Source organism: Stenotrophomonas sp. SORGH_AS_0282, from assembly GCF_030818125.1.
In the GTDB taxonomy this organism is placed as follows: domain Bacteria; phylum Pseudomonadota; class Gammaproteobacteria; order Xanthomonadales; family Xanthomonadaceae; genus Stenotrophomonas; species Stenotrophomonas rhizophila_A.
In genome coordinates this window covers 2787264-2806068 of sequence record NZ_JAUTAB010000001.1, presented here as the reverse complement: position 1 = coordinate 2806068, position 18805 = coordinate 2787264, and the positions used below count along the sequence as shown (strand labels likewise).

At 68.2% G+C, this 18805-nt stretch carries 9 protein-coding genes and 1 pseudogene; 7 read left to right on the top strand and 3 right to left on the bottom strand.

Going from position 1 to position 18805, the window contains the following annotated elements:
* Nucleotides 1–156 precede the first annotated feature (156 nt).
* The 3 genes from QE395_RS12510 to QE395_RS12500 all read left to right on the top strand — a co-directional run bounded on the left by QE395_RS12510 (nt 157) and on the right by QE395_RS12500 (nt 4275).
* Nucleotides 157–1176, top strand: coding sequence for a cation diffusion facilitator family transporter (locus QE395_RS12510; RefSeq protein ID WP_210131500.1), 1020 nt, complete (start codon nt 157–159; stop codon nt 1174–1176).
* A 57-nt stretch (nt 1177–1233) separates the two neighbouring features.
* A complete protein-coding gene (gene gpmA / locus QE395_RS12505; protein WP_093533129.1) occupies nt 1234–1983 on the top strand; it encodes a 2,3-diphosphoglycerate-dependent phosphoglycerate mutase in 750 nt (249 codons plus the stop codon).
* Between the two features lie 195 nt (nt 1984–2178).
* Nucleotides 2179–4275, top strand: a complete 2097-nt coding sequence (locus tag QE395_RS12500) for a M13-type metalloendopeptidase (RefSeq protein ID WP_095363364.1) — start codon at nt 2179–2181, stop codon at nt 4273–4275.
* A 183-nt stretch (nt 4276–4458) separates the two neighbouring features.
* Here QE395_RS12500 and mfd read toward each other — a convergent pair whose 3' ends face one another.
* The 3 genes from mfd to rlmJ form a co-directional block, all read right to left on the bottom strand.
* The gene (mfd, locus tag QE395_RS12495; protein ID WP_306989339.1) at nt 4459–7926 is read right to left on the bottom strand and encodes a transcription-repair coupling factor; all 3468 of its coding nucleotides are present in this window, start codon (nt 7924–7926) and stop codon (nt 4459–4461) included.
* Between the two features lie 38 nt (nt 7927–7964).
* Nucleotides 7965–8516: a GNAT family N-acetyltransferase gene (locus QE395_RS12490; RefSeq protein WP_217538780.1), complete on the bottom strand. Its 552-nt coding sequence runs from the start codon at nt 8514–8516 to the stop codon at nt 7965–7967.
* A 94-nt stretch (nt 8517–8610) separates the two neighbouring features.
* Nucleotides 8611–9468 carry a 23S rRNA (adenine(2030)-N(6))-methyltransferase RlmJ gene (gene rlmJ, locus QE395_RS12485; protein WP_210131498.1) on the bottom strand — a complete coding sequence of 286 codons (858 nt, stop codon included), beginning with the start codon at nt 9466–9468 and terminating at the stop codon, nt 8611–8613.
* A gap of 45 nt (nt 9469–9513) precedes the next feature.
* On the opposite strand from rlmJ, the gene creB reads away from it, so the two are divergent.
* The 4 genes and pseudogenes from creB to QE395_RS12465 all read left to right on the top strand — a co-directional run bounded on the left by creB (nt 9514) and on the right by QE395_RS12465 (nt 18740).
* Nucleotides 9514–10209, top strand: a complete 696-nt coding sequence (gene creB / locus QE395_RS12480) for a two-component system response regulator CreB (protein ID WP_068850332.1) — start codon at nt 9514–9516, stop codon at nt 10207–10209.
* Nucleotide 10210: 1 nt separating this feature from the next.
* Nucleotides 10211–11648: pseudogene (gene creC, locus QE395_RS12475) on the top strand (two-component system sensor histidine kinase CreC).
* 61 nt (nt 11649–11709) lie between these two features.
* Nucleotides 11710–13029, top strand: coding sequence for a cell envelope integrity protein CreD (gene creD, locus QE395_RS12470; RefSeq protein WP_093533134.1), 1320 nt, complete (start codon nt 11710–11712; stop codon nt 13027–13029).
* Nucleotides 13030–13316: 287 nt separating this feature from the next.
* Nucleotides 13317–18740 carry a DUF6543 domain-containing protein gene (locus QE395_RS12465; protein WP_306989333.1) on the top strand — a complete coding sequence of 1808 codons (5424 nt, stop codon included), beginning with the start codon at nt 13317–13319 and terminating at the stop codon, nt 18738–18740.
* Nucleotides 18741–18805 lie beyond the last annotated feature (65 nt).

Genomic DNA, 18805 nt, shown 5'->3' with positions numbered 1-18805 from the left:
CTCGATCGAGGGATGCGCCGTGCCGGGCCTTGTGCTGCAGCGGTTTCCGGGCACACCCCATGCCCAGGCGGCGCGTCCTGCAATGTTATAAACACCGTAATAGTCTCCCCGGCGGCTGCCGCAGTAGGCTTTGCCCATTGCACAGGAGCTGTTGCCATGGGTCACGACCACGATCACCTGCCGAGCGAGATCCGCCACGAGAAGCCGTTGTGGTGGGCGCTGGGGCTGACCACCACCTTCCTCATCGTCGAGGTGGTGGGCGCGTTCTGGACCAACAGCCTGGCGCTGTTGTCCGATGCGGCGCACATGGCCACCGACACGCTGGCACTGATGATCGCGCTGGTGGCGGTGCGGCTGAGCCGGCGCCCACCGGATGCGCGGCGCACCTACGGGTATGCACGGCTGGAAGCGCTGGGCGCGATGATCAACGGCGGCATGCTGTTCGTGGTGGCCGCCTACATCCTGTGGGAGGCGGTGGCGCGGTTCCGCCAGCCGCAGGAAATCGCGTCGACCGGCATGCTGGTGATCGCGGCCTTCGGGCTGGTGATCAATCTGATCTCGATGCGTCTGCTGCGCGCGGGGAGCGGTGAGAGCCTCAACGTGAAGGGCGCCTACCTGGAAGTGTGGGCGGACATGCTGGGTTCGGTGGCGGTGATCATCGGCGCGCTGCTGATCCGCTGGACCGGGTGGAAGCCGATCGATCCGATCCTGGCGGTGCTGATCGGGCTGTGGGTGCTGCCGCGCACGTGGGTGCTGATGCGCGAGGCGATCAACGTGTTGTTGGAAGGCGTGCCCAAGGGCATCCAGGTGGAGGCGGTGCGCGCGCGGTTGTGCGCGCACGCGGGCGTGCAGGATGTGCACGATCTGCATGTGTGGGCGCTGGCCTCGAGCACGCCGGCGCTGACCGCGCATGTGGTGGTCGCCGAAGGGGTGAATGCGGACGGACTGCGCCGCCGGCTGGGCACGGCGCTCCACGAGGAGTTCGGCATCGATCATGTGACGCTGCAGATCGAGGCGGACCATTGCGGGGATGATTGCGGTGATGGCACGCCGGCGGGGAAGGCGGGGCACGGCGATCATGACCATGACCATGCGGGGCACGCGCATGGGCGGACGCATGAGCCACGCCGCAGCGGCCCGGACGCGCAGGGCCATCACGGCCATCCACATCCCTGAACCGGCGGCTGCCGCTACAATGGGGGTCTGCCTCGCCATCCCCTCGGAGAAACCGCAGTGACCCGGAAACTCGTACTGTTGCGCCACGGCCAGAGCCAGTGGAACCTGGACAACCGCTTCACCGGTTGGGTGGACGTGGAACTGACCGAGCAGGGCCGCCGCGAGGCCGCCGCCGCCGGCCGCCTGATGCGCGAAGAGGGGCTGCAGTTCGATGTGGCGCACACGTCGGTGCTGAAGCGCGCGATCCACACGCTGCAGGGCGCACTGGCCGAGCTGGACCAGGACTGGCTGCCGGTGAGCAAGAGCTGGCGCCTCAACGAGCGTCATTACGGTGGGCTGCAGGGCCTGGACAAGGCCGAGACGGCGGCCAAGCACGGCGAGGACCAGGTCAAGATCTGGCGCCGTTCGTACGACATCCCGCCGCCGGCGATGGACCGCGAGGATCCGGGCCACCCGATCCACGACCGTCGCTATTCGACGCTGGACCGCAATGCGCTGCCGGGCACGGAGTCGCTGGCGACCACGCTGGACCGCGTGCTGCCGTACTGGTTCGACGCGATCGCGCCGCAGCTGAAGGACGGCAAGACGGTGCTGGTCACCGCGCACGGCAATTCGCTGCGCGCGCTGTACAAGTACCTCAACAACGTCTCGCAGGAAGCCATTCTGGAGCTCAACATCCCGACCGGCATTCCGTTGCTGTTCGAACTCAACGAAGACCTGACCGTGCAGTCGTTCCGTTACCTGGGCGACCCGGAAGCAGCGCGCAAGGCCGCTGAGGCTGTGGCGAACCAAGGCAAAGCACGGTAAATATCCACCGTTGGTGGAGTGCCATGTGCTCCGTGCGTGCGGACCAACGGTCCGCACCTACCGGTGGGGCAGGCAGGTATCGACCGTTGGTCGATACACCCTGTGACCTTTGGCCGGTCCCGAACCCGCTCACCCGCGCTACGCTGCCTGATTGCCCGCATTGCGGGTGATGCTTCCCTGTAGCCGGAGAGTCGAATGAAGTTTTCCAAGCTGGTCCCGCTGGGCCTGACCGTTGCCATCGCCGCGTCGCTGGCGGCCTGTGGCAAGACCGATACCGCGCCGGCTGCCGCCGTGGCCGATGCCAAGCCGGCGTTCGATCTGTCGCAGATCAAGACGCCGCTGATCTCGCTCAACAGCGCCGACCTGGACCCGGCCATCGCCGCGTGTACCGACCTCAACGGGTTCGTCAACAGCAGCTGGCTCAAGGCCAACCCGGTGCCGAACGACCAGACCACCTGGGGCAGCTTCGAGATCCTGCGCGAGCGCTCGCTGGAAGTGCAGCACGCGCTGGTGCAGCAGGCGGCCGCCAGCCAGGCCAAGGCCGGCTCGGTGGAAGCCAAGATCGGTGATATCTGGAAGACCGGCTCGGATGAAGCAAAGATCGAAGCGGCCGGCATCGCCCCGCTGCAGCCGCAGCTGGACAAGATCGCCGCGCTGAACGACACCGCCGCCATCACCCAGTACCTGCGCGACAGCCAGGCACAGGGCCAGGGCGTGCTGTTCTCGCTGTCGGCCAACGCCGACTACAAGGACTCGGCCAACGTCATCGCCTATGTCGGCCAGGGCGGCCTGGGCCTGCCGGAAAAGGGCTATTACTTCGACGAATCGCAGGCCAAAATCCGCGAGGCCTATGTGGCCTACATCGCGCAGGCACTGACCCTGTCCGGGGTGGACGCCGCGCAGGCCAAGACCCAGGCGCAGGCGGTGATGGAGTTCGAAACCCGCTTGGCCAAGGCTTCGCTGTCGCGCATCGAACTGCGCGATCCGGCCAAGCGCTACAACCCGGTCAGCGCCGCTGAAGCGGACAAGTTGACCCCGAACTTCAGCTGGACCGCATTGTTCGACACCCTGAAGGTGCCGGCCGCACAGAAGTTCTCGCTGGCCCAGCCGGGCTTCTTCGGCGAAGTGGACAAGATGCTCACCGAAGTGCCGGCCTCGACCTGGCAGGCCTATCTGCGCTTCCACACCGTCGATGACGCCGCGCCTTACCTGAGCAGTGCGTTTGAGAAGGCCAACTTCGACTTCTACGGCACCACCCTGCGTGGCCAGAAGGAAATGCAGCCGCGCTGGAAGCGCGTGCTGGAGTCGGTCAACACTTCCATCGGCGAAGGCCTTGGCCAGCTGTACGTGGACGCGGTGTTCCCGGCCGAGTCCAAGGAACAGATGCAGCACCTGGTGGAAAACCTCTCGGTGGCACTGAAGGCGCGCCTGGAGAAGCTGGAGTGGATGGGCGAAGACACCCGCAAGAAGGCGCTGGAGAAGTGGGCCAGCTTCACCCCGAAGATCGGTTACCCGGACAAGTGGCGCGACTGGTCGGGCTTTGAGACCAACGCCGACAGCTACCTGGGCAACATGCAGGCCGCGCGCGCGTTCAACTACCGCTACATGCTCAACAAGATCGGCAAGCCGGTCGACAAGACGGAGTGGGGCATGACCCCGCAGACCGTCAATGCCTATTACAACGCGACCAAGAACGAGATCGTGTTCCCGGCCGCGATCCTGCAGGCGCCGTTCTTCGACGCCAAGGCCGATCCGGCGCTGAACTACGGCGGCATCGGTGCGGTGATCGGCCACGAAATGATGCACGGCTACGATGATTCGGGCAGCCAGTTCGCCGCCAATGGCAACTTCGACAACTGGTGGACCGACAGCGACCGCAAGGCCTTCACCGGCCGTACCGACCAGCTGGTGGCGCAGTTCGATGGCTATGAATCGCTGCCGGGCGTGAACGTGAAGGGCAAGCTGACCCTGGGCGAGAACATCGGCGACCTGGGCGGCCTGACCGTGGCCTACGACGCGCTGCAGATGGCGCTGAAGGAGAACCCCAAGGCCAACGTGGCCGTGGATGGGCACAGCCAGGACCAGCGCTTCTTCATGAACTGGGCCACCGTGTGGCGCCGCAACTTCACCGACGGCGAACTGCGCGTGCGCCTGAACACCGACCCGCATGCGCCGGCGAACTTCCGTGCCAATGGCGCGCCGTCGAACATGCCGGCGTTCGCGCAGGCGTTCGAGTGCAAGCCGGGCGACGGGATGGTGCGTGCCGACGACAAGCGCGTGGTGATCTGGTAATCGAAGGGGCCCGGCAATGCCGGGCCCTTTTTTGTACGAGCGGCGTCCAAGGTAGAGCGGACGGTAGAGCGGACTGTTAGTCCGCTGCTGTCCGCGCTCGGGTCCGGTCCGCGTAGCCGACTAACAGTCGGCTCTACCTTCGCGGGGGAGGTCAGCCCGGCGTCAGCGTGGTCAGCGCGGCGGTCAGCCCGGCGTCAGCGTGGTCAACAACGCCTTGGCCGCGTTGAAGCGGTCTTCGGGCAACGGCAGCGGCACCTTGATGCGCAGCTTGTCCGGGCCATCCATGGTGTACAGCTTGGGCTGCTTCTGGATCATCTGGATGACCGCCATCGGGTCGATGGACGGCTTGGCCTCGAACACGATACGGCCGCCGTTCTCGCCCAGTTCCAGCTTGCGGATGCCCAGTGCGTTGCACTGCAGCTTCAGCTCGGCCACCGCGAACAGGTGCTTGGCCGCGTCCGGCAGCAGCCCGAAGCGGTCGATCATCTCCACCTGCAGTTCGCGCAGCTCGCCACTGTCACGCGCGCTGCTGATGCGCTTGTACAGGGTCAGGCGGGTGTGCACGTCGGGCAGGTAGTCGTCCGGGATCAGCGCCGGCACGTGCAGCTCAACCTCGGCACCGCGCACTTCCTCGCCCGAATCCAGGTCGGGCAATTTGCCCAGCCGGATGCTGCGCACCGCGCGCTCAAGCAGTTCGGTGTACAGGCTGAAGCCCACTTCGGCCATCTGCCCGCTCTGGTCTTCGCCCAGCAGTTCGCCGGCGCCGCGGATCTCAAGATCGTGCGTGGCCAGGGTGAAGCCGGCGCCAAGTTCGTCCATGGAGGCGATGGCTTCCAGGCGCTTTTCGGCATCGGGCGTCATCGAGCGTTTGTCCGGCACCACCAGATAGGCGTAGGCGCGGTGGTGCGAACGGCCGACGCGGCCACGCAGCTGGTGCAGCTGGGCCAGGCCGAACCGGTCGGCGCGGTTGATGATGATGGTGTTGGCGTTGGGGATGTCGATGCCCGATTCGATGATCGTGGTCGACAGCAGCACGTTGTAGCGCTGCTTCTGGAAGTCCAGCATCACCCGCTCCAGCTCGCGTTCGGGCATCTGCCCGTGGGCGATGCCGATGCGTGCCTCGGGCACCAGCTCGGCCAGGTCGCGCTGCATGCGGCCGATGCTTTCCACGTCGTTGTGCAGGAAATACAGCTGGCCGCCACGGGCCAGTTCGCGCTGGAACGCTTCGCGCAGCAGCGCGTTGTCCCAGGCGGTGATGAAGGTCTGCACCGCCAGCCGGTTCGGCGGCGGGGTGGCGATGATCGACAGGTCGCGCAGGCCGGCCATGGCCATGTTGAGCGTGCGCGGAATCGGCGTGGCGGTCAGGGTCAGCAGGTGAACATTGGCCCGCATCGCCTTCAACGCTTCCTTCTGGCGCACGCCGAAGCGCTGTTCTTCGTCCACCACCACCAGGCCCAGGTCCTTGAACTTCACGTCCGGCTGCAGCAGGCGGTGGGTGCCGATGATGACGTCGATGGTGCCGGCCGCCACCTTTTCCAGCTCGGCCTTGATCTCCTTGGTGCTCTTGAAGCGCGACAGCACTTCCACCCGGAGCGGCCAATCGGCGAAGCGGTCGCGGAAGTTGCGGTAGTGCTGTTCGGCCAGCAGCGTGGTCGGCACCAGCACGGCGACCTGCTTGCCGGCGCTGGCGGCGGCGAACGCGGCGCGCACGGCCACTTCGGTCTTGCCAAAGCCGACGTCGCCGCAGACCACGCGGTCCATCGGCTGGCTGCTGGCGAGGTCGCGCAGGGTGGCGTCGATCGCGGCGAGCTGGTCGGCGGTTTCCTCGAACGGGAAGCCGGCCGCGAACGGCTCGTACATCGCGCGGTCCACGTGCAGCGCCAGGCCGGCGCGCGCGCGGCGGCGGGCCTGGATCTCCAGCAGTTCGGCGGCCACGTCACGGACCTTCTCGGCCGCGCGGCGCTTGGCCTTGCTCCACTGTTCGCCACCGAGCGAGTGCAGCGGCGCGGTCTCCGGCGAGGCACCGGAGTAGCGGCTGATCAGGTGCAGCTGGGCCACCGGCACATACAGCCGGTCGCCCTTGGCGTATTCGATCTCCAGGAACTCGCCCGGCATGCCGCCGGCGTCGAGCACGATCAGCCCGCGGTAGCGGCCGACGCCGTGGTCTTCATGGACGATCGGCGCGCCTTCGGTGAGCTCGCCCAGGTCGCGGATGATCGCTTCCGGCTCGCGCCCGACCCGTCGGCTGCGCCGGGTGGTGCCGGCGCGCTCGGGAAACAGCTGGCGCTCGGTCAATACCGCCAGCGGCGGTGCATCGAGCGCGAAGCCGTCTTCCAGCGGCGCCACCGTGATGGCGAAGCGCTGGCCAGGATCGGCCAGGAAGGTCGGCAGGTCGGCCACCACCGGCGGCTTCAGTTCGGCCGACAGCAGCACTTCCAGCAACGCTTCGCGGCGGCCCGGCGAATCGGCGGCGATCAGCACCCGACCCGGGTAGTGGCCCAGGAACGACTTCAGCGCCTCACCGGCCGGCGCATCGCGCGCGGCCACGGGCAGCGGCGGCAGCGGCTGGTCGCCCAGCGGCGTGGCTTCGTCGATGCGCGGGTGGTCGGCGCTCCAGACCTCGATGCGCGGCAGGGTGTTCAAACGTGCACTCAGACCCTCCGGGCTGAGGTACAGCTCGGTGGGCGCCAGCAACGGGCGCTCCACATCGTGCCGGCGCTGCTCATAGCGGTTCTGGGTCTGCGCCCAGAACGAAGCCGCCGCCTCGCCCACGCCCGGCGCGATCACCGGCAGCGCGTTCGCCTGCAGGTAATCGAACAGCGTGGCGGTCGCGTCGAAGAACAGCGGCAGGTAGTACTCAACGCCAGCCGGTGCCAGCCCGGACTTGAGATCCTGGTACAGCGCACTGCGCCGGGTATCCACGTCGAACCGCTCGCGCAGGGTGGCCAGCACCCGCGACACGCTCAGTTCGTCCAACGGCACTTCGCGGCCGGGCAGCATGCGCACCGCGTCGACCTTGTCCAGCGATCGCTGGCTTTCCGGGTCGAAGGCGCGGATCGAATCGATGTCCTCATCCAACAGCTCGATCCGCAACGGCGCTTCCGCGCCCATCGGGAACACGTCGAGCAGGCCACCGCGCACGGCGAAATCGCCCGGGTCCATCACCTGCGGCACGTTGCGGTAGGCGGCCGCTTCCAGCCGGCGCTTTTCCGCATCCAGATCCAGGCGCTGGCCGACCTTCAGGTCGAAGCTGCCGCCGATGATGTACTTGAGCGGGGCCAGCTGCTGCAGCAGGGTCTGCACCGGCACCACCACGATCCCACGGCGCAGCGTCGGCAACTGGTGCAGTGCGGCCAGGCGCTGCGAAATGATGTCCGGATGGGGGCTGAAGGCATCGTAGGGCAGCGTTTCCCAATCCGGGAAGGCCACCACCGGCAGGTCCGACGCGGCGCCCAGCAGGGTGCGCAGGTCGGACTCGATCTGGTTGGCGCCGTGATTGTCGCGCGCGATGACCAGCAACGGCCCGTCGTGCGTTTCCGCAGCGCGTGCGATGTACCACGCCAGCGCCGTGGGCGAGGCGGGAGCGCGCCACCAGGCGCGGAGCTGCCCGGAACGGGGCAGCGGCGGTGTAGGAGTTGAGGTGCGTGACATGAGCGGTCGATTTTAGCAGACCGCCACGTGATGACCTCTTACTGGCCCGGATCGAGGTCCAGCACCATGCGCACCAGGCCGGGCGTGCCCTGCGGATGCGGCACGGCCTTGAAGCCCAGCGAGGCGGCCAGCTGCTTCATCGGCTCGTTTGCTTCCAGCACGTCGCCGTACAGGTGATCCAGGTATTTGCCCTTGCCCCACTTGACCAGCTTGCGCATCAACTGCCGGCCGAGGCCCTGGCCGATGAGGAACCGGCTGATGAGGATCGAGTATTCGGCATCCTTCGTGCCCGGGATGATCGACGCGCGTGCCAGCGCACCGACCACCGCAACGCCTGCCTGCTCGTTTTCGGCGGCGACCAGAACGATCTCGTTCTTGACGTTGGGATGGGTGAGTCGATACGCCGCCTCCGCAGAAAGCTCATCGACCGACTGCGTCAGCCGATCGCGGACTTCTGCGGGCCCGAACAGACTGAACGCTCCCTTCAGGGGTTCGTCGTCTTCGGGACGAATCGGGCGGATCAGCAGCTCATGGCCGCTGGGCGCTTTGAAAACTTCGTGCCAGGGCGGCATGCGGTTACGGGTAGCCATACCGGTGATTCCTTGGTGGTCTTCGGATTCTCGCATCCCCGGGGGCGCGTTCCGTGAACGAAACACTCACGCCGTTCAGCGGGCGGTCGTGGCGTTACTCGGCCTGCTTGAGCCACTGCAGGCGGGTACTGGCGCCGGCTTCGCCCAGATACTGCTTCAGCGCAGGCATGGCCGGGGCCAGCACCTGGTCGAACTGCCAGGGCGGGTTGAGCAACAGCATGCCACTGCCGTTGAGCCGAAGGGGAGAGTCATCGGGCCGAACCAGTAGTTCTACTGTAAGCACCGACTTCACCGGCAGGGCGCAGGCCTTGCGCAGGAAGTGCAGGATGGTGCGGCGCTGCTTGATCGGGAACCAGATGGCGAAGCTGGCCTGCGGCCACCGCGCCAGGATCTCGCTCACCGAGGCAAGGATGCGTTGGTACTCGGCATCCTGGCCCTCGTAGGGCGGGTCGATCAGGACCAGGCCACGGCCGATCTTCACGCCGTTGGCCTTGGGCGGCAGCAGCGCCTTGTTCTGTGCGTAGCCGTCGGCGTGCAGCACCGCCACCCGGCTGTCATGCGCGAACAGCGCCTTGAGCGAGGCCGCTTCGGCATCCTGCAGCTCGCACACGGCCATGCGGTCCTGCTCGCGCAGGGTCTGCGCGCTCAGCAGGGGCGAGCCGGGGTAGCTGATCATCGCCCCGACCGGGTTGTCGGCCTGCACCGCCTTGAGGTAACGCTCGACCACGGCCGGCAGCTTGGGCTGGGCCATCAGCCGCATCACCCCGTCCTCGGCCTCCAGGGTCTTGCGGCTTTCCTCGCTGGCCAGCAGGTAGCGGCCCGCGCCGCCGTGGGTGTCCAGCACGAAGAACGGGCTGTCCTTGCGCTTGAAGGTGTCGAGCAGGGCAAGCTGGACGATGTGCTTGAGCACATCGGCGTGGTTGCCGGCATGGAAGGCGTGGCGGTAATTCATCGGCGCAGTGTACGGGGCGGCGGCCCCAGCGGCTATGCTGCGCGCATGAACCGCCCCCTGCACAACGTCCTGGTCGTCGAAGACGAAGCCGCCATCGCCGATACCGTGCTCTACGCGCTGCGCAGCGAGGGCTACGGGGCCCGGCACTGCCTGCTGGGCGGGCAGGCGCTGCAGCTGCTGCGCCAGGAGCCGGTGGACGTGGTGGTGCTGGACGTGGGCCTGCCGGACATGAGCGGCTTCGAGGTGTGCCGCACGCTGCGCACCTTCAGCGACGTGCCGGTGATCTTCCTGACCGCCCGCAATGACGAATTCGACCGGGTGCTGGGTCTGGAGCTGGGCGCGGACGACTACGTGGCCAAGCCGTTCTCGCCGCGCGAGCTGGTGGCGCGGGTGCGGGCGCGGTTGCGCCGCGCGGTGGCACCGGCCCCTGCGGAGGCGGCCGGCTGGCAGCAGCATGGCCGCTTCGCGATCGACCGCGAAGGCCGCCGCATCCGCTTCGGCGAGCAGCTGCTGGACCTGACCCGCTACGAATACGCGCTGATGGCCGCACTGCTGCAGCGCCCCGGCGCGATCCTCAGCCGCGCCCAGCTGATGGACCGCGGCTGGGATACCGATGCCGACAGCGCCGACCGCACCGTGGACACCCACGTAAAGACCCTGCGCGCCAAGCTGCGCACAGCCGGGGCCGAGCCCGACCCGATCCGCACCCATCGCGGCGTGGGTTACGCGCTGGAGGTGTAGCGTGCGGCTGGGGCTGAAACTGTTCCTGGGCTTCTTCCTGATCGTGGGCATCGCCGCATTCTTCGTGATGCGCGTGTTCGTCAATGAAGTGAAGCCCGGGGTGCGCCAGGCGATGGAGTCGACCCTGGTGGATGCGGCCAACGTGCTGGCGGAAATGGCCGCGGCCGACCTCAAGGCCGGGCATATCCGCAACGGCCCGTTCGTGGCCAACCTGGCACGCGCACAGCGCCGCGATCCCAAGGCGATGGTGTGGCGCTTTCCCAAGCGCAGCCTCGATTACCGCGTGACCATCACCGATGCACGCGGCATCGTGGTGTATGACTCCACCGGGCAGGACATCGGCCGCGACAATTCGCGCTGGAACGATGTCTACCGCACCCTGCGCGGCGAATACGGCGCGCGCTCCAGCCCGGAAACGCCCGGTGATGAAGTCCATTCGGTAATGCACGTGGCCGCGCCGATCCATGATCCGGCCGACCCGGGCAAGCTGATCGGCGTGCTCAGCCTGGCCCAGCCCAACCGCAGCATCGACCCGTTCATCGCCGCCAGCCAGCGCGCCATTCTGCAGCGCGGCGCGTGGCTGATCGGACTGTCGGCACTGATCGGTCTGTTGATGACGGCCTGGCTGATGCACGGCGTGAACCGTCTCAACCGCTATGCCAAGGCGGTCAGCGCCGGCGAACCGGTGCCGCCGCCCAGGCCGCGCCGCGACGAGATCGGTGATCTGGGCCAGGCGCTGGAAACCATGCGCCGCAAGCTGGAAGGCAAGGCGTACGTGGAGCAGTACGTGCAGTCGCTGACCCATGAGATGAAGAGCCCGCTGGCGGCGATCCGCGGCGCGGCCGAACTGCTGCAGGAGCCGCTGCCCGATGCTGACCGGGTGCATTTCGCACGCAGCATCCAGGGCCAGGAACAGCGCTTGACCGAAACCATCGACAAGCTGCTGGCGCTGGCCGAAGTGGAACAGCACGGCTGGCTGCAGAAGCGCGAACGCATCGCGCTGGCGCCGCTGTTGCAGGCCGCCGCCGATGCCGTGGCGATGCGGGCGCAGGCGGCCGACGTCGCGGTGGACATCGAGATGGCCGACGATCTCGAGATCCAGGGCGATGCGTACCTGCTGCGGCAGGCCCTGAACAACCTGCTGGAGAACGCCCTGGCGTTTTCCAGCCCGGGCAGCCGGATCCAGCTGGACGCCTCGCGCGAAGGCGATGGCGTGGTGCTGCGGGTGGCCGACCGTGGCAGCGGGGTACCAGAATACGCGCTGGAACGGGTGTTCGAGCGTTTCTACTCGCTGGCGCGGCCGGCCACCGGCCAGCGCAGTTCCGGCTTGGGCCTGTCGTTCGTACAGGAAGTGGCGCGCCTTCACGGCGGCCCGCGCGAGCCTGCGCAACCGCGACGGCGGCGGCGCCATCGCGTCACTTCACATTCGCTTCAAATAGACCACAAACCCCGCACACCGGCAGCGCTGAAGCTGGCACCCTTCCCAACCGAGGACGGGTGATGAAATCCCTGAAGATGTTGTTGCGGTTCGCCATCGTGGGCGGGCTGATCCTGTTGCTGCTGATCCCGCTGATGATGATCAAAGGCGTGATCAGCGAACGCGAGGCGTACCGCGACCAGGCCTACCTGCGCGTGGCGCAGAGCCGGGCCGGCGCGCAGACCCTGACCGGGCCGATCCGGGTGGTGCCGTGGACCGATACCCGCCAGGTCGAAGTGGTCGACGCTGCCGGTACCAAGAAGATCGAAACCCAGGTGGAGCAGAGCTACTGGCTGCAGATGCCGTCCAAGCTGGTCGTCGATGGCGGCATGCTGCCCGACGAACGCCGGGTTGGCCTGTTCCGCGTGCCGGTCTACACCTGGAAAGCCAAGGTCAGCGCCGAGTTCAGTGATGACGACTACCCGGTGAAGGCGGGGCGCGTGTACGGCACGCCGTACCTGGCGGTGGGCATTGCCGACGTGCGCGGCCTGGTCGGCTCGCCCGATCTGAAGGTGGATGGCGAAGCGCTCACGCTGCAGCCGGGCATCGGTGATGTCACCGGCATCGGCAAGGGCCTGCACGTACCGCTGCAGGGCTTCGCCGACAACACCGGCGGCATGCTCAAATCCAGCAGGGTGGACCTGTCGCTGGTGCTCGATGGCACCCGTTCGCTGGCGGTGGTGCCGGTCGGGGATGACAGCCGCATCGCGATCCGCTCGCCGTGGCCGCACCCGCTGTTCGGTGGCAGCTTCCTGCCCAATGAGCGCAAGGTGGGCGAGAAGGGCTTCGACGCCGAGTGGGCGGTATCCTCGCTGGCATCGGAGGCCCAGCGCCAGCTGCGCGACAACCGCGATGTGGAACCGGAAACGGTAAGCGTGGAGCTGGTCAACCCGGTCGACATCTACACCCAGGCCGACCGCGCCAGCAAGTACGGCATCCTCTTCATCGTGCTGACGTTCGTGGGCTTCATCCTGTTCGAGCTGATCAAGCGCCTGCGCATCCACCCGCTGCAATACCTGATGGTGGGCCTGGCGCTGGCGATTTTCTTCCTGCTGCTGCTGAGCCTGTCCGAGCACATTCCGTTCTGGGTGGCGTATGTGGTGTCTGCAGTGGCGTGCATTGGATTGCAGGCGGTGTACCTGTCGGGCGTGCTGCGCAGCTGGGTGCGGGGCATGGGCTTTGCCGGGATGCTCACGGTGCTGTACGGCGCGCTGTACGGGTTGCTGGTGTCGGAGAACAATGCGTTGCTGATGGGCTCGCTGCTGCTGTTCGCGGTGCTCGCCACGGCGATGTGGATCACCCGCCGGATCGACTGGTACGAACTGGGCGCGGGCCTCAAGTAGGCGGCGCTGACGTTATTCGCCATCCCACACGACGCTTCCGGCTTCGTGTGGGACCACCGGACGCTGCTGGGACAAGGGCAGGCTGGTAACCGCAGTGGATCGCGCTAGGTTCCAGCCCCTCGTCACCTCACCACACGTCCATGGCGAACCTTACGTTGTCCCCGGTGGGCCGTGCTGGCGGCGCACCGGCCAGTCCGTCGTCCCCGCCATCGTCGCGCCACCGGCCTGCTGTCGCACCGGTGTCGATCCGCAACACACCGGCGTGCGCACCGACGCGCAGGCTGTGGTTGGAAGGCATACCGCGCGGCGAGCTGGACGCGCTCGCCGCTGCCTTGCGACAGGGGCCGCTGGATGCCCATTTTTTCCTGACCCTGCAGCCCCACTTCCACCGCACGGCGCTGGCCGCGCCGATGGCGCAGGGGCTGGTGGACGATGCGCTGGACCGGCTGTTGCCCGTGGCGCTTACGCCCGCGCAGCGGGCCGCCTGGCGCAGCAGCCTGATGGCATTGCTGACCCTGCCACGGGTGGACTGGGAAGTGCAGTGCGCACCGTTGCGGGCACTGCTTACCGACGCGGTTGCTCGCCGCAATACGCTGCTGCAGGCGATGCGCGATGCCCTGTACCGCCCGCTGGACCAGCCCCGACGCGACTGGAACGCAGCACTTGATGCCGAGCGCACCCTCGGCATGGCAGACGCCCGCGAGGTTGCGCAGCATTTGTGCAGCATGTCGCCATCCCGTCAGCGTGACGCGGTGCGCCAGCAGCTGTGCGACTGGATGCCGACACTGACCCCGGCGCAGGTCGACCGTGCGGTGGCACAGGCCGCTGCGGCCGCCGCGCTCAATGGCGCCTGCATCGATGCACGCAGCGCGCTGCCGGCGCTGTTCGACCGTGTCGATGACGCGGGCGTGCCGTTGATCGGCGATGCCCAGCGCGCCCGGATACTGGCGACGCTGGACCAGCTGGCCGGTGGCGCGCCAGACCCCTTGCTGGCCACCCAGGGCGGCCGTGGGGACCGGCTGGGCCAGTGGCTGTTGTCGGTCGCCGAGCGTGCAGCCCTGGCCGCCACGACGCGCCACAGCCTGCGAAGCGCACTGGGCGATGCGGTGCTGTTCGTTGCCGGTCTCGCGCCCGGGATCAAGGCGCTGCGTTGGGGTACGGCGGACGCTGCGTTGCCAACAGGGAGCGCTGCGCCCATCCCAGCCATTGCCAGCGCGCCGCCCGCGGTGGCGTCGGGCGCAGCGCGGCAGGGCGGCCGCAGCATGCTGGCGCTGGCCGCAAGCCTGGTCGGCGGCGGGCTGGGCGTGGCGACGCTGGGCTGGCGCTGGGCATCCGCCGACACGCAGGCCACTGCGCCCACGGCGGAAGTGCAACCGGAACGGCAGCCTGGTCCGGAATTGGACGCGGCGCGGGTGGACGAGCGGACGCAGCACGTAGTGCGGCTTCTGGACACTGTGATCGACCGCGACGGCGACGGATCGATCTGGGACGTGCTGTGGCAACGCGTGCACCAGAGCGCAGGAGGCGATGCGACGTCGCTGCGCGCCACCGTGGCCACCCTGCTGGCGTCCAACGGGATCGCACGCGAGGTCATCGATGCGTTGGGCGGACCTCCGCCCGCAGAGGGCAGGGCACGGGTGCGCCGTGCGCTTCGCCCCCTCCCCGTGCCACGCAACGGCGGTGAAGGGCTGGATGCCACCGAGCGCACCCGGCTCGACGCGGCCACCCGCCTGCTGGTCGATGTGGCGCAGCAGGCGCCGCCGCCGGGCGCCGCCGCGCTCGCGCCACCGGCCGGGGTGGACCTGGCGGTGACGCGCTCGCGGATGCTGACCTGGGTGCAGTCGATGGGGCGCAACGCCAGCGAGCAGCACCAGCGCCTGACCGCAGCGTGGCGCCACGTGGTGGCCTCCGAGCGGGCGCTGACCCTGTCCGCCGCCGCGCTGCCGAACCTCGACGCCGATCTCGCGCGCCAGGTCGCCGCCGACCTGCTCAACGTGACCGGCCAGCGGATCGATCCCACCACGATCTACCTCAACACCTTCCAGGACAGCCAGCAATGGCGCGCCTGGGAAGCCGACCAGCTGCGCCCGCCCGGCGCGCTGTTCCGCAACCAGCATCGGCTGCTCCCGCCCGACCGGCGGGTACGCAGCGGACTGGTCAGCACCCACACCCTGGTGGGGGCGGCACTGCTGCCGGTCGACGCCGACACGGGTCATGCAGGGCTCTACTACCGCTGCGTACCGGGAACCTACTTCCCGGTGCAGGAGTGCCGCGAGCTGACGCTGGAGGAGTTCAAAAGGGTGCAGGGGCGCGATTACCTGGGCGCCTTCCGCCGCCGGTATGACGCGTGCCTGGAACAGGCCTGGCATGCCCGCCCGACGCCGGGTTCGGAAGGATTCGTCTCGGGCATCGGACGGCGTCTCGCCGGCACGGCGGTGCTGTTGAATGCAGCGGGCCAGCTCGGCGACGACGCGGCCGCAGCGGTCAAGGTATTGACCGACTTCCCGACGCGTTTCGATCTTGCCGAAGCCGCCAACGGCCGCGCGCTGGCCCTGCCGGGCTGGCAGATCGACGTGCATGCGCTGGCGGCCAACGACCATGGCCATGCGGTACCGCTGCACGGCGTGCTGCTGGTCACCGCGCAAGCCGCGGCCTCGCCACAGGCGCCGATCACGCTGGTGATCAGCACCACCCGGATTCCGTTGATCGAGGCATTCAACTGCAGTGACGCCGCGCTGCAGCAGCTTGCCGACGAGGTGCGCCACCAGTTGCCGGTGCGCGTGGCCGTCAACGAGCACGCGCGCTGGCAGCAGGGCGCGCTGCCGGTGGTGAAGGCCTACGGGATCGACGGCGACTTCCGCTGGGCCTTGTTCATGCAGGCGCTGGAGCTGCGGCATGCGCAGCTGCGCGCCGCCGGCCTGTCATCGCCTTCGCGCATCCGCGAGGCCTTCAATGCGCTCGATTCGGCGCTGGCCCTGCCGTACCTGCCGGTTCCCGTGCCGGTGCTGGCCGCGGCAGGCGAGCTGGCCGCGCTGGACATGGACGGTCTGAACGCGCGCAGCGCGGCGCACTGGACGGCGCGCTTTCCGGCCGGCACACCGGGTGCGCTGCGCAACGCCGGCATGGACGGCGCGCGCTGGCTGCACGCGCTGAGTGCCGGCCGCAGCCTGGTCGAGCACGCCTATCCCCTGCTGGTACCGTTCGTGCAACAGCGCCTGGATGATGAAATCATGCGCCGTTACCGCACCGCGTTCGACAGCAGCTGTTGTTACATCGTGTCCTTCAAGGACGGGTATCCAAGCGACCAGACGCGCAGCGGGTGGGTCCACAACCGGGCGCAGAAGCAGGCGGCGGCCAGCTTCGCCGACTGTGCCATGACCCGCGCGGCCGGTTTCGAGGATACGCCCGCGCGCCTGCTGGGCCTGTACACCAGCAGCGACAGCGCGGTGTTCGACGAGAACAGCGAGGTAGTGGGACTGGACGCATCGCAGCTGCTCTCGATGGCGCGCGAGCTGGATGTGCAGGGCGACTACCTGCGCGCGCTGGACGAGTTCTGGCAGGCGCACGCGCCGGCCGTGTTGACCACGCTGCGCGGCGGGTACCTGTACGGCTGCGCGCAACAGCATGCCGACGGATCGTTGTCCGCCCGCGGCATGCAGCTGGCCATCGGTGTGTTCGGCACGATGACCGCGGCCGAGTCGCAGAATCCCGCCTATCGGCCGGTTGCGCGTGCCGGGGTGCGCACCGGCTGGCTCCAGGTCCATGGCATCGCCTCGACCGTGCTGCACGTTGGCGACGAGGCGGGGCCGGAGGTACTGCTGTACTTCCCCAACGACCGCAACCGCTTCCACGAATTCGCCAGCGAGGCCGACATGATGGGCTGGATCGAGCGCGCCGCAGCCACCGACACCGGACGGCAATGGCTGGAGACCGCATTCGACCTGGCCGACCTGCAGGACGGCTGGGTGTCCAACGGCGTGCATACCGCGCTCGGTGCCGGCACCCAGGCGATCTTCGGACACGGGGGCGCGGTGGTGCCGATCAGCGGCGAGGTGTCGCAGGCACTGCTCGCGCGGCTGCGGCAACGCGCGCGCCGCGATGCGCAGACGCTTATGACCTCGGAGTGGGAAGCGTTCCGGCGCCGCTGGATGCCGCGGCTGGAGCGCTGTGAGCAGGCAATGGGGCTGGTCGCGTTGGTGCTGCCGGAAACGCTGCCCGTGGTGGCGGTGCTGTCGGCGCTGCAGCTGGGGGTGGGCGTGGAGCAGGCGATCGACGGCGATACGCCCGGCCAACGCCGTGCTGGCCTTGGCACGGCAGCAGGCGGTGCCTTTGGGCTGGCGTTGTCGGCGCCGCTGGGCACGGCGCGGCTGGCGGCGGTGGCCGCGCGCGATGGTTCACGACTGCAACCGGCGATACAGACGCCGGCGTGGGAGCAGGTGGATGATCCACTGGCGCAGCTGGCCGAGCGTTACGCCCGCCCCGTGGCGCTGTCCGGATCGCGCGCCGCCGACAATGGCGTCCACGATTACCTTGGCCGGCGATACATCAGCCAGGGCGGGCACGCATACGAGGTGGCCTTCGACCGTGCCCATGGCACCTGGCGGCTGCAGAATCCGCAGCCGGGCAGCTTCTACCACCAGCCGGTACGGCTGAATGCCGACGGGGCGTGGGAACCCCACAGCGACGTCGGCCTGCGCGGCGGCGCACCGATCAGCCGATCCAGCAAGCGCAGGCAGTCGGTGGAACGCAGCTATCGCGGTTCCCTGAATTCCCTGGTCGAACGCACCCACTCCCATTCGGTGGACAGCAGCTCGCAGGATTTCCAGTGGGGCGTGAATCACTGGGAGCGGGTGATGACGCCGGAACAGGCGCGCGACAGCGCCTCGCTGGAGCAGATGAAGGAGCTGTTCGTGTCGGGCCATCTCGACCCGGTGCAGCAGGGCGCACTGTCGGTGATCATCGAGCGGCTGGACAATACGCTGCGTGCCGAGCGCTACACCGTGGTCAACGAGGTGGTGCACGACTCGGTCTACATCGCCGGCGGCCAGTTCATCCAGGCCTCCCAGGGCCTGCTCGGCGAAGGCACCGGATTATCCGCGGCGGGCATGTGCACCGGGCTGTCGCGGATCATGGCCACGGCGATGGGGCAGGGCGAAGAAATCCATGTGCTGGAGCACCTGCGCCAGGCGATCCGCGAGCCCGAAAGCCGGCATGCGGTCGCGCTGCGGGCGCTGATCCGCGACGCGCAGGGCGCGGCCCTGCAGCCCGGTTCGATGTCGGCGGCATCGTTGATTCACGTCGATGCACTGGCGAATTTCCTTGCCAACACCGCGCGCAGCAGCCATTTCGTCTTCAGCGGCACGCAGCACAGCATGGCCTGCGGCGTGAACGTGCTGGACAACGGGCGGCGCGAATACCTGCTCTACGATCCCAACTTCGGGCTGATGGTGTTCAAGAAACTCTCGCGCTTCAACCAGTGGGTGAACAATCTGTTCGGGTCGCGCTATTTCAGCCGGCTGTCGTCGCGGACCCTGGGCGACGCCAGCGCCGAGACGCTGGCTGAAATGTACGGGGCGATCCCGACCCCGGGCAGCCAGCGGATGCAGTTCCACCTGCGCCAGATCCACCCGGAACGGATGCAGGAACAGGCGTCCGCGCGCGGCTGGACCGCGCTTTACGAGCACGTCGGGCCGGCGGGTGGGGGAACGTGAACGCCCCGGCCCCCAATGCCGGCCGGGGCAGGTAAAATCGTCGCGATTCCCGTTCTCCCGAGCCC

Bases quoted from the DNA above. Each gene is read 5' to 3' on its own strand.
- rlmJ (WP_210131498.1), bottom strand. From the start codon at position 9,468: ATGAATTACCGCCACGCCTTCCATGCCGGCAACCACGCCGATGTGCTC.
- QE395_RS12490 (WP_217538780.1), bottom strand. From the start codon at position 8,516: ATGGCTACCCGTAACCGCATGCCGCCCTGGCACGAAGTTTTCAAAGCG.
- QE395_RS12510 (WP_210131500.1), top strand. From the start codon at position 157: ATGGGTCACGACCACGATCACCTGCCGAGCGAGATCCGCCACGAGAAG.
- QE395_RS12500 (WP_095363364.1), top strand. From the start codon at position 2,179: ATGAAGTTTTCCAAGCTGGTCCCGCTGGGCCTGACCGTTGCCATCGCC.
- mfd (WP_306989339.1), bottom strand. From the start codon at position 7,926: ATGTCACGCACCTCAACTCCTACACCGCCGCTGCCCCGTTCCGGGCAG.
- creB (WP_068850332.1), top strand. From the start codon at position 9,514: ATGAACCGCCCCCTGCACAACGTCCTGGTCGTCGAAGACGAAGCCGCC.
- creD (WP_093533134.1), top strand. From the start codon at position 11,710: ATGAAATCCCTGAAGATGTTGTTGCGGTTCGCCATCGTGGGCGGGCTG.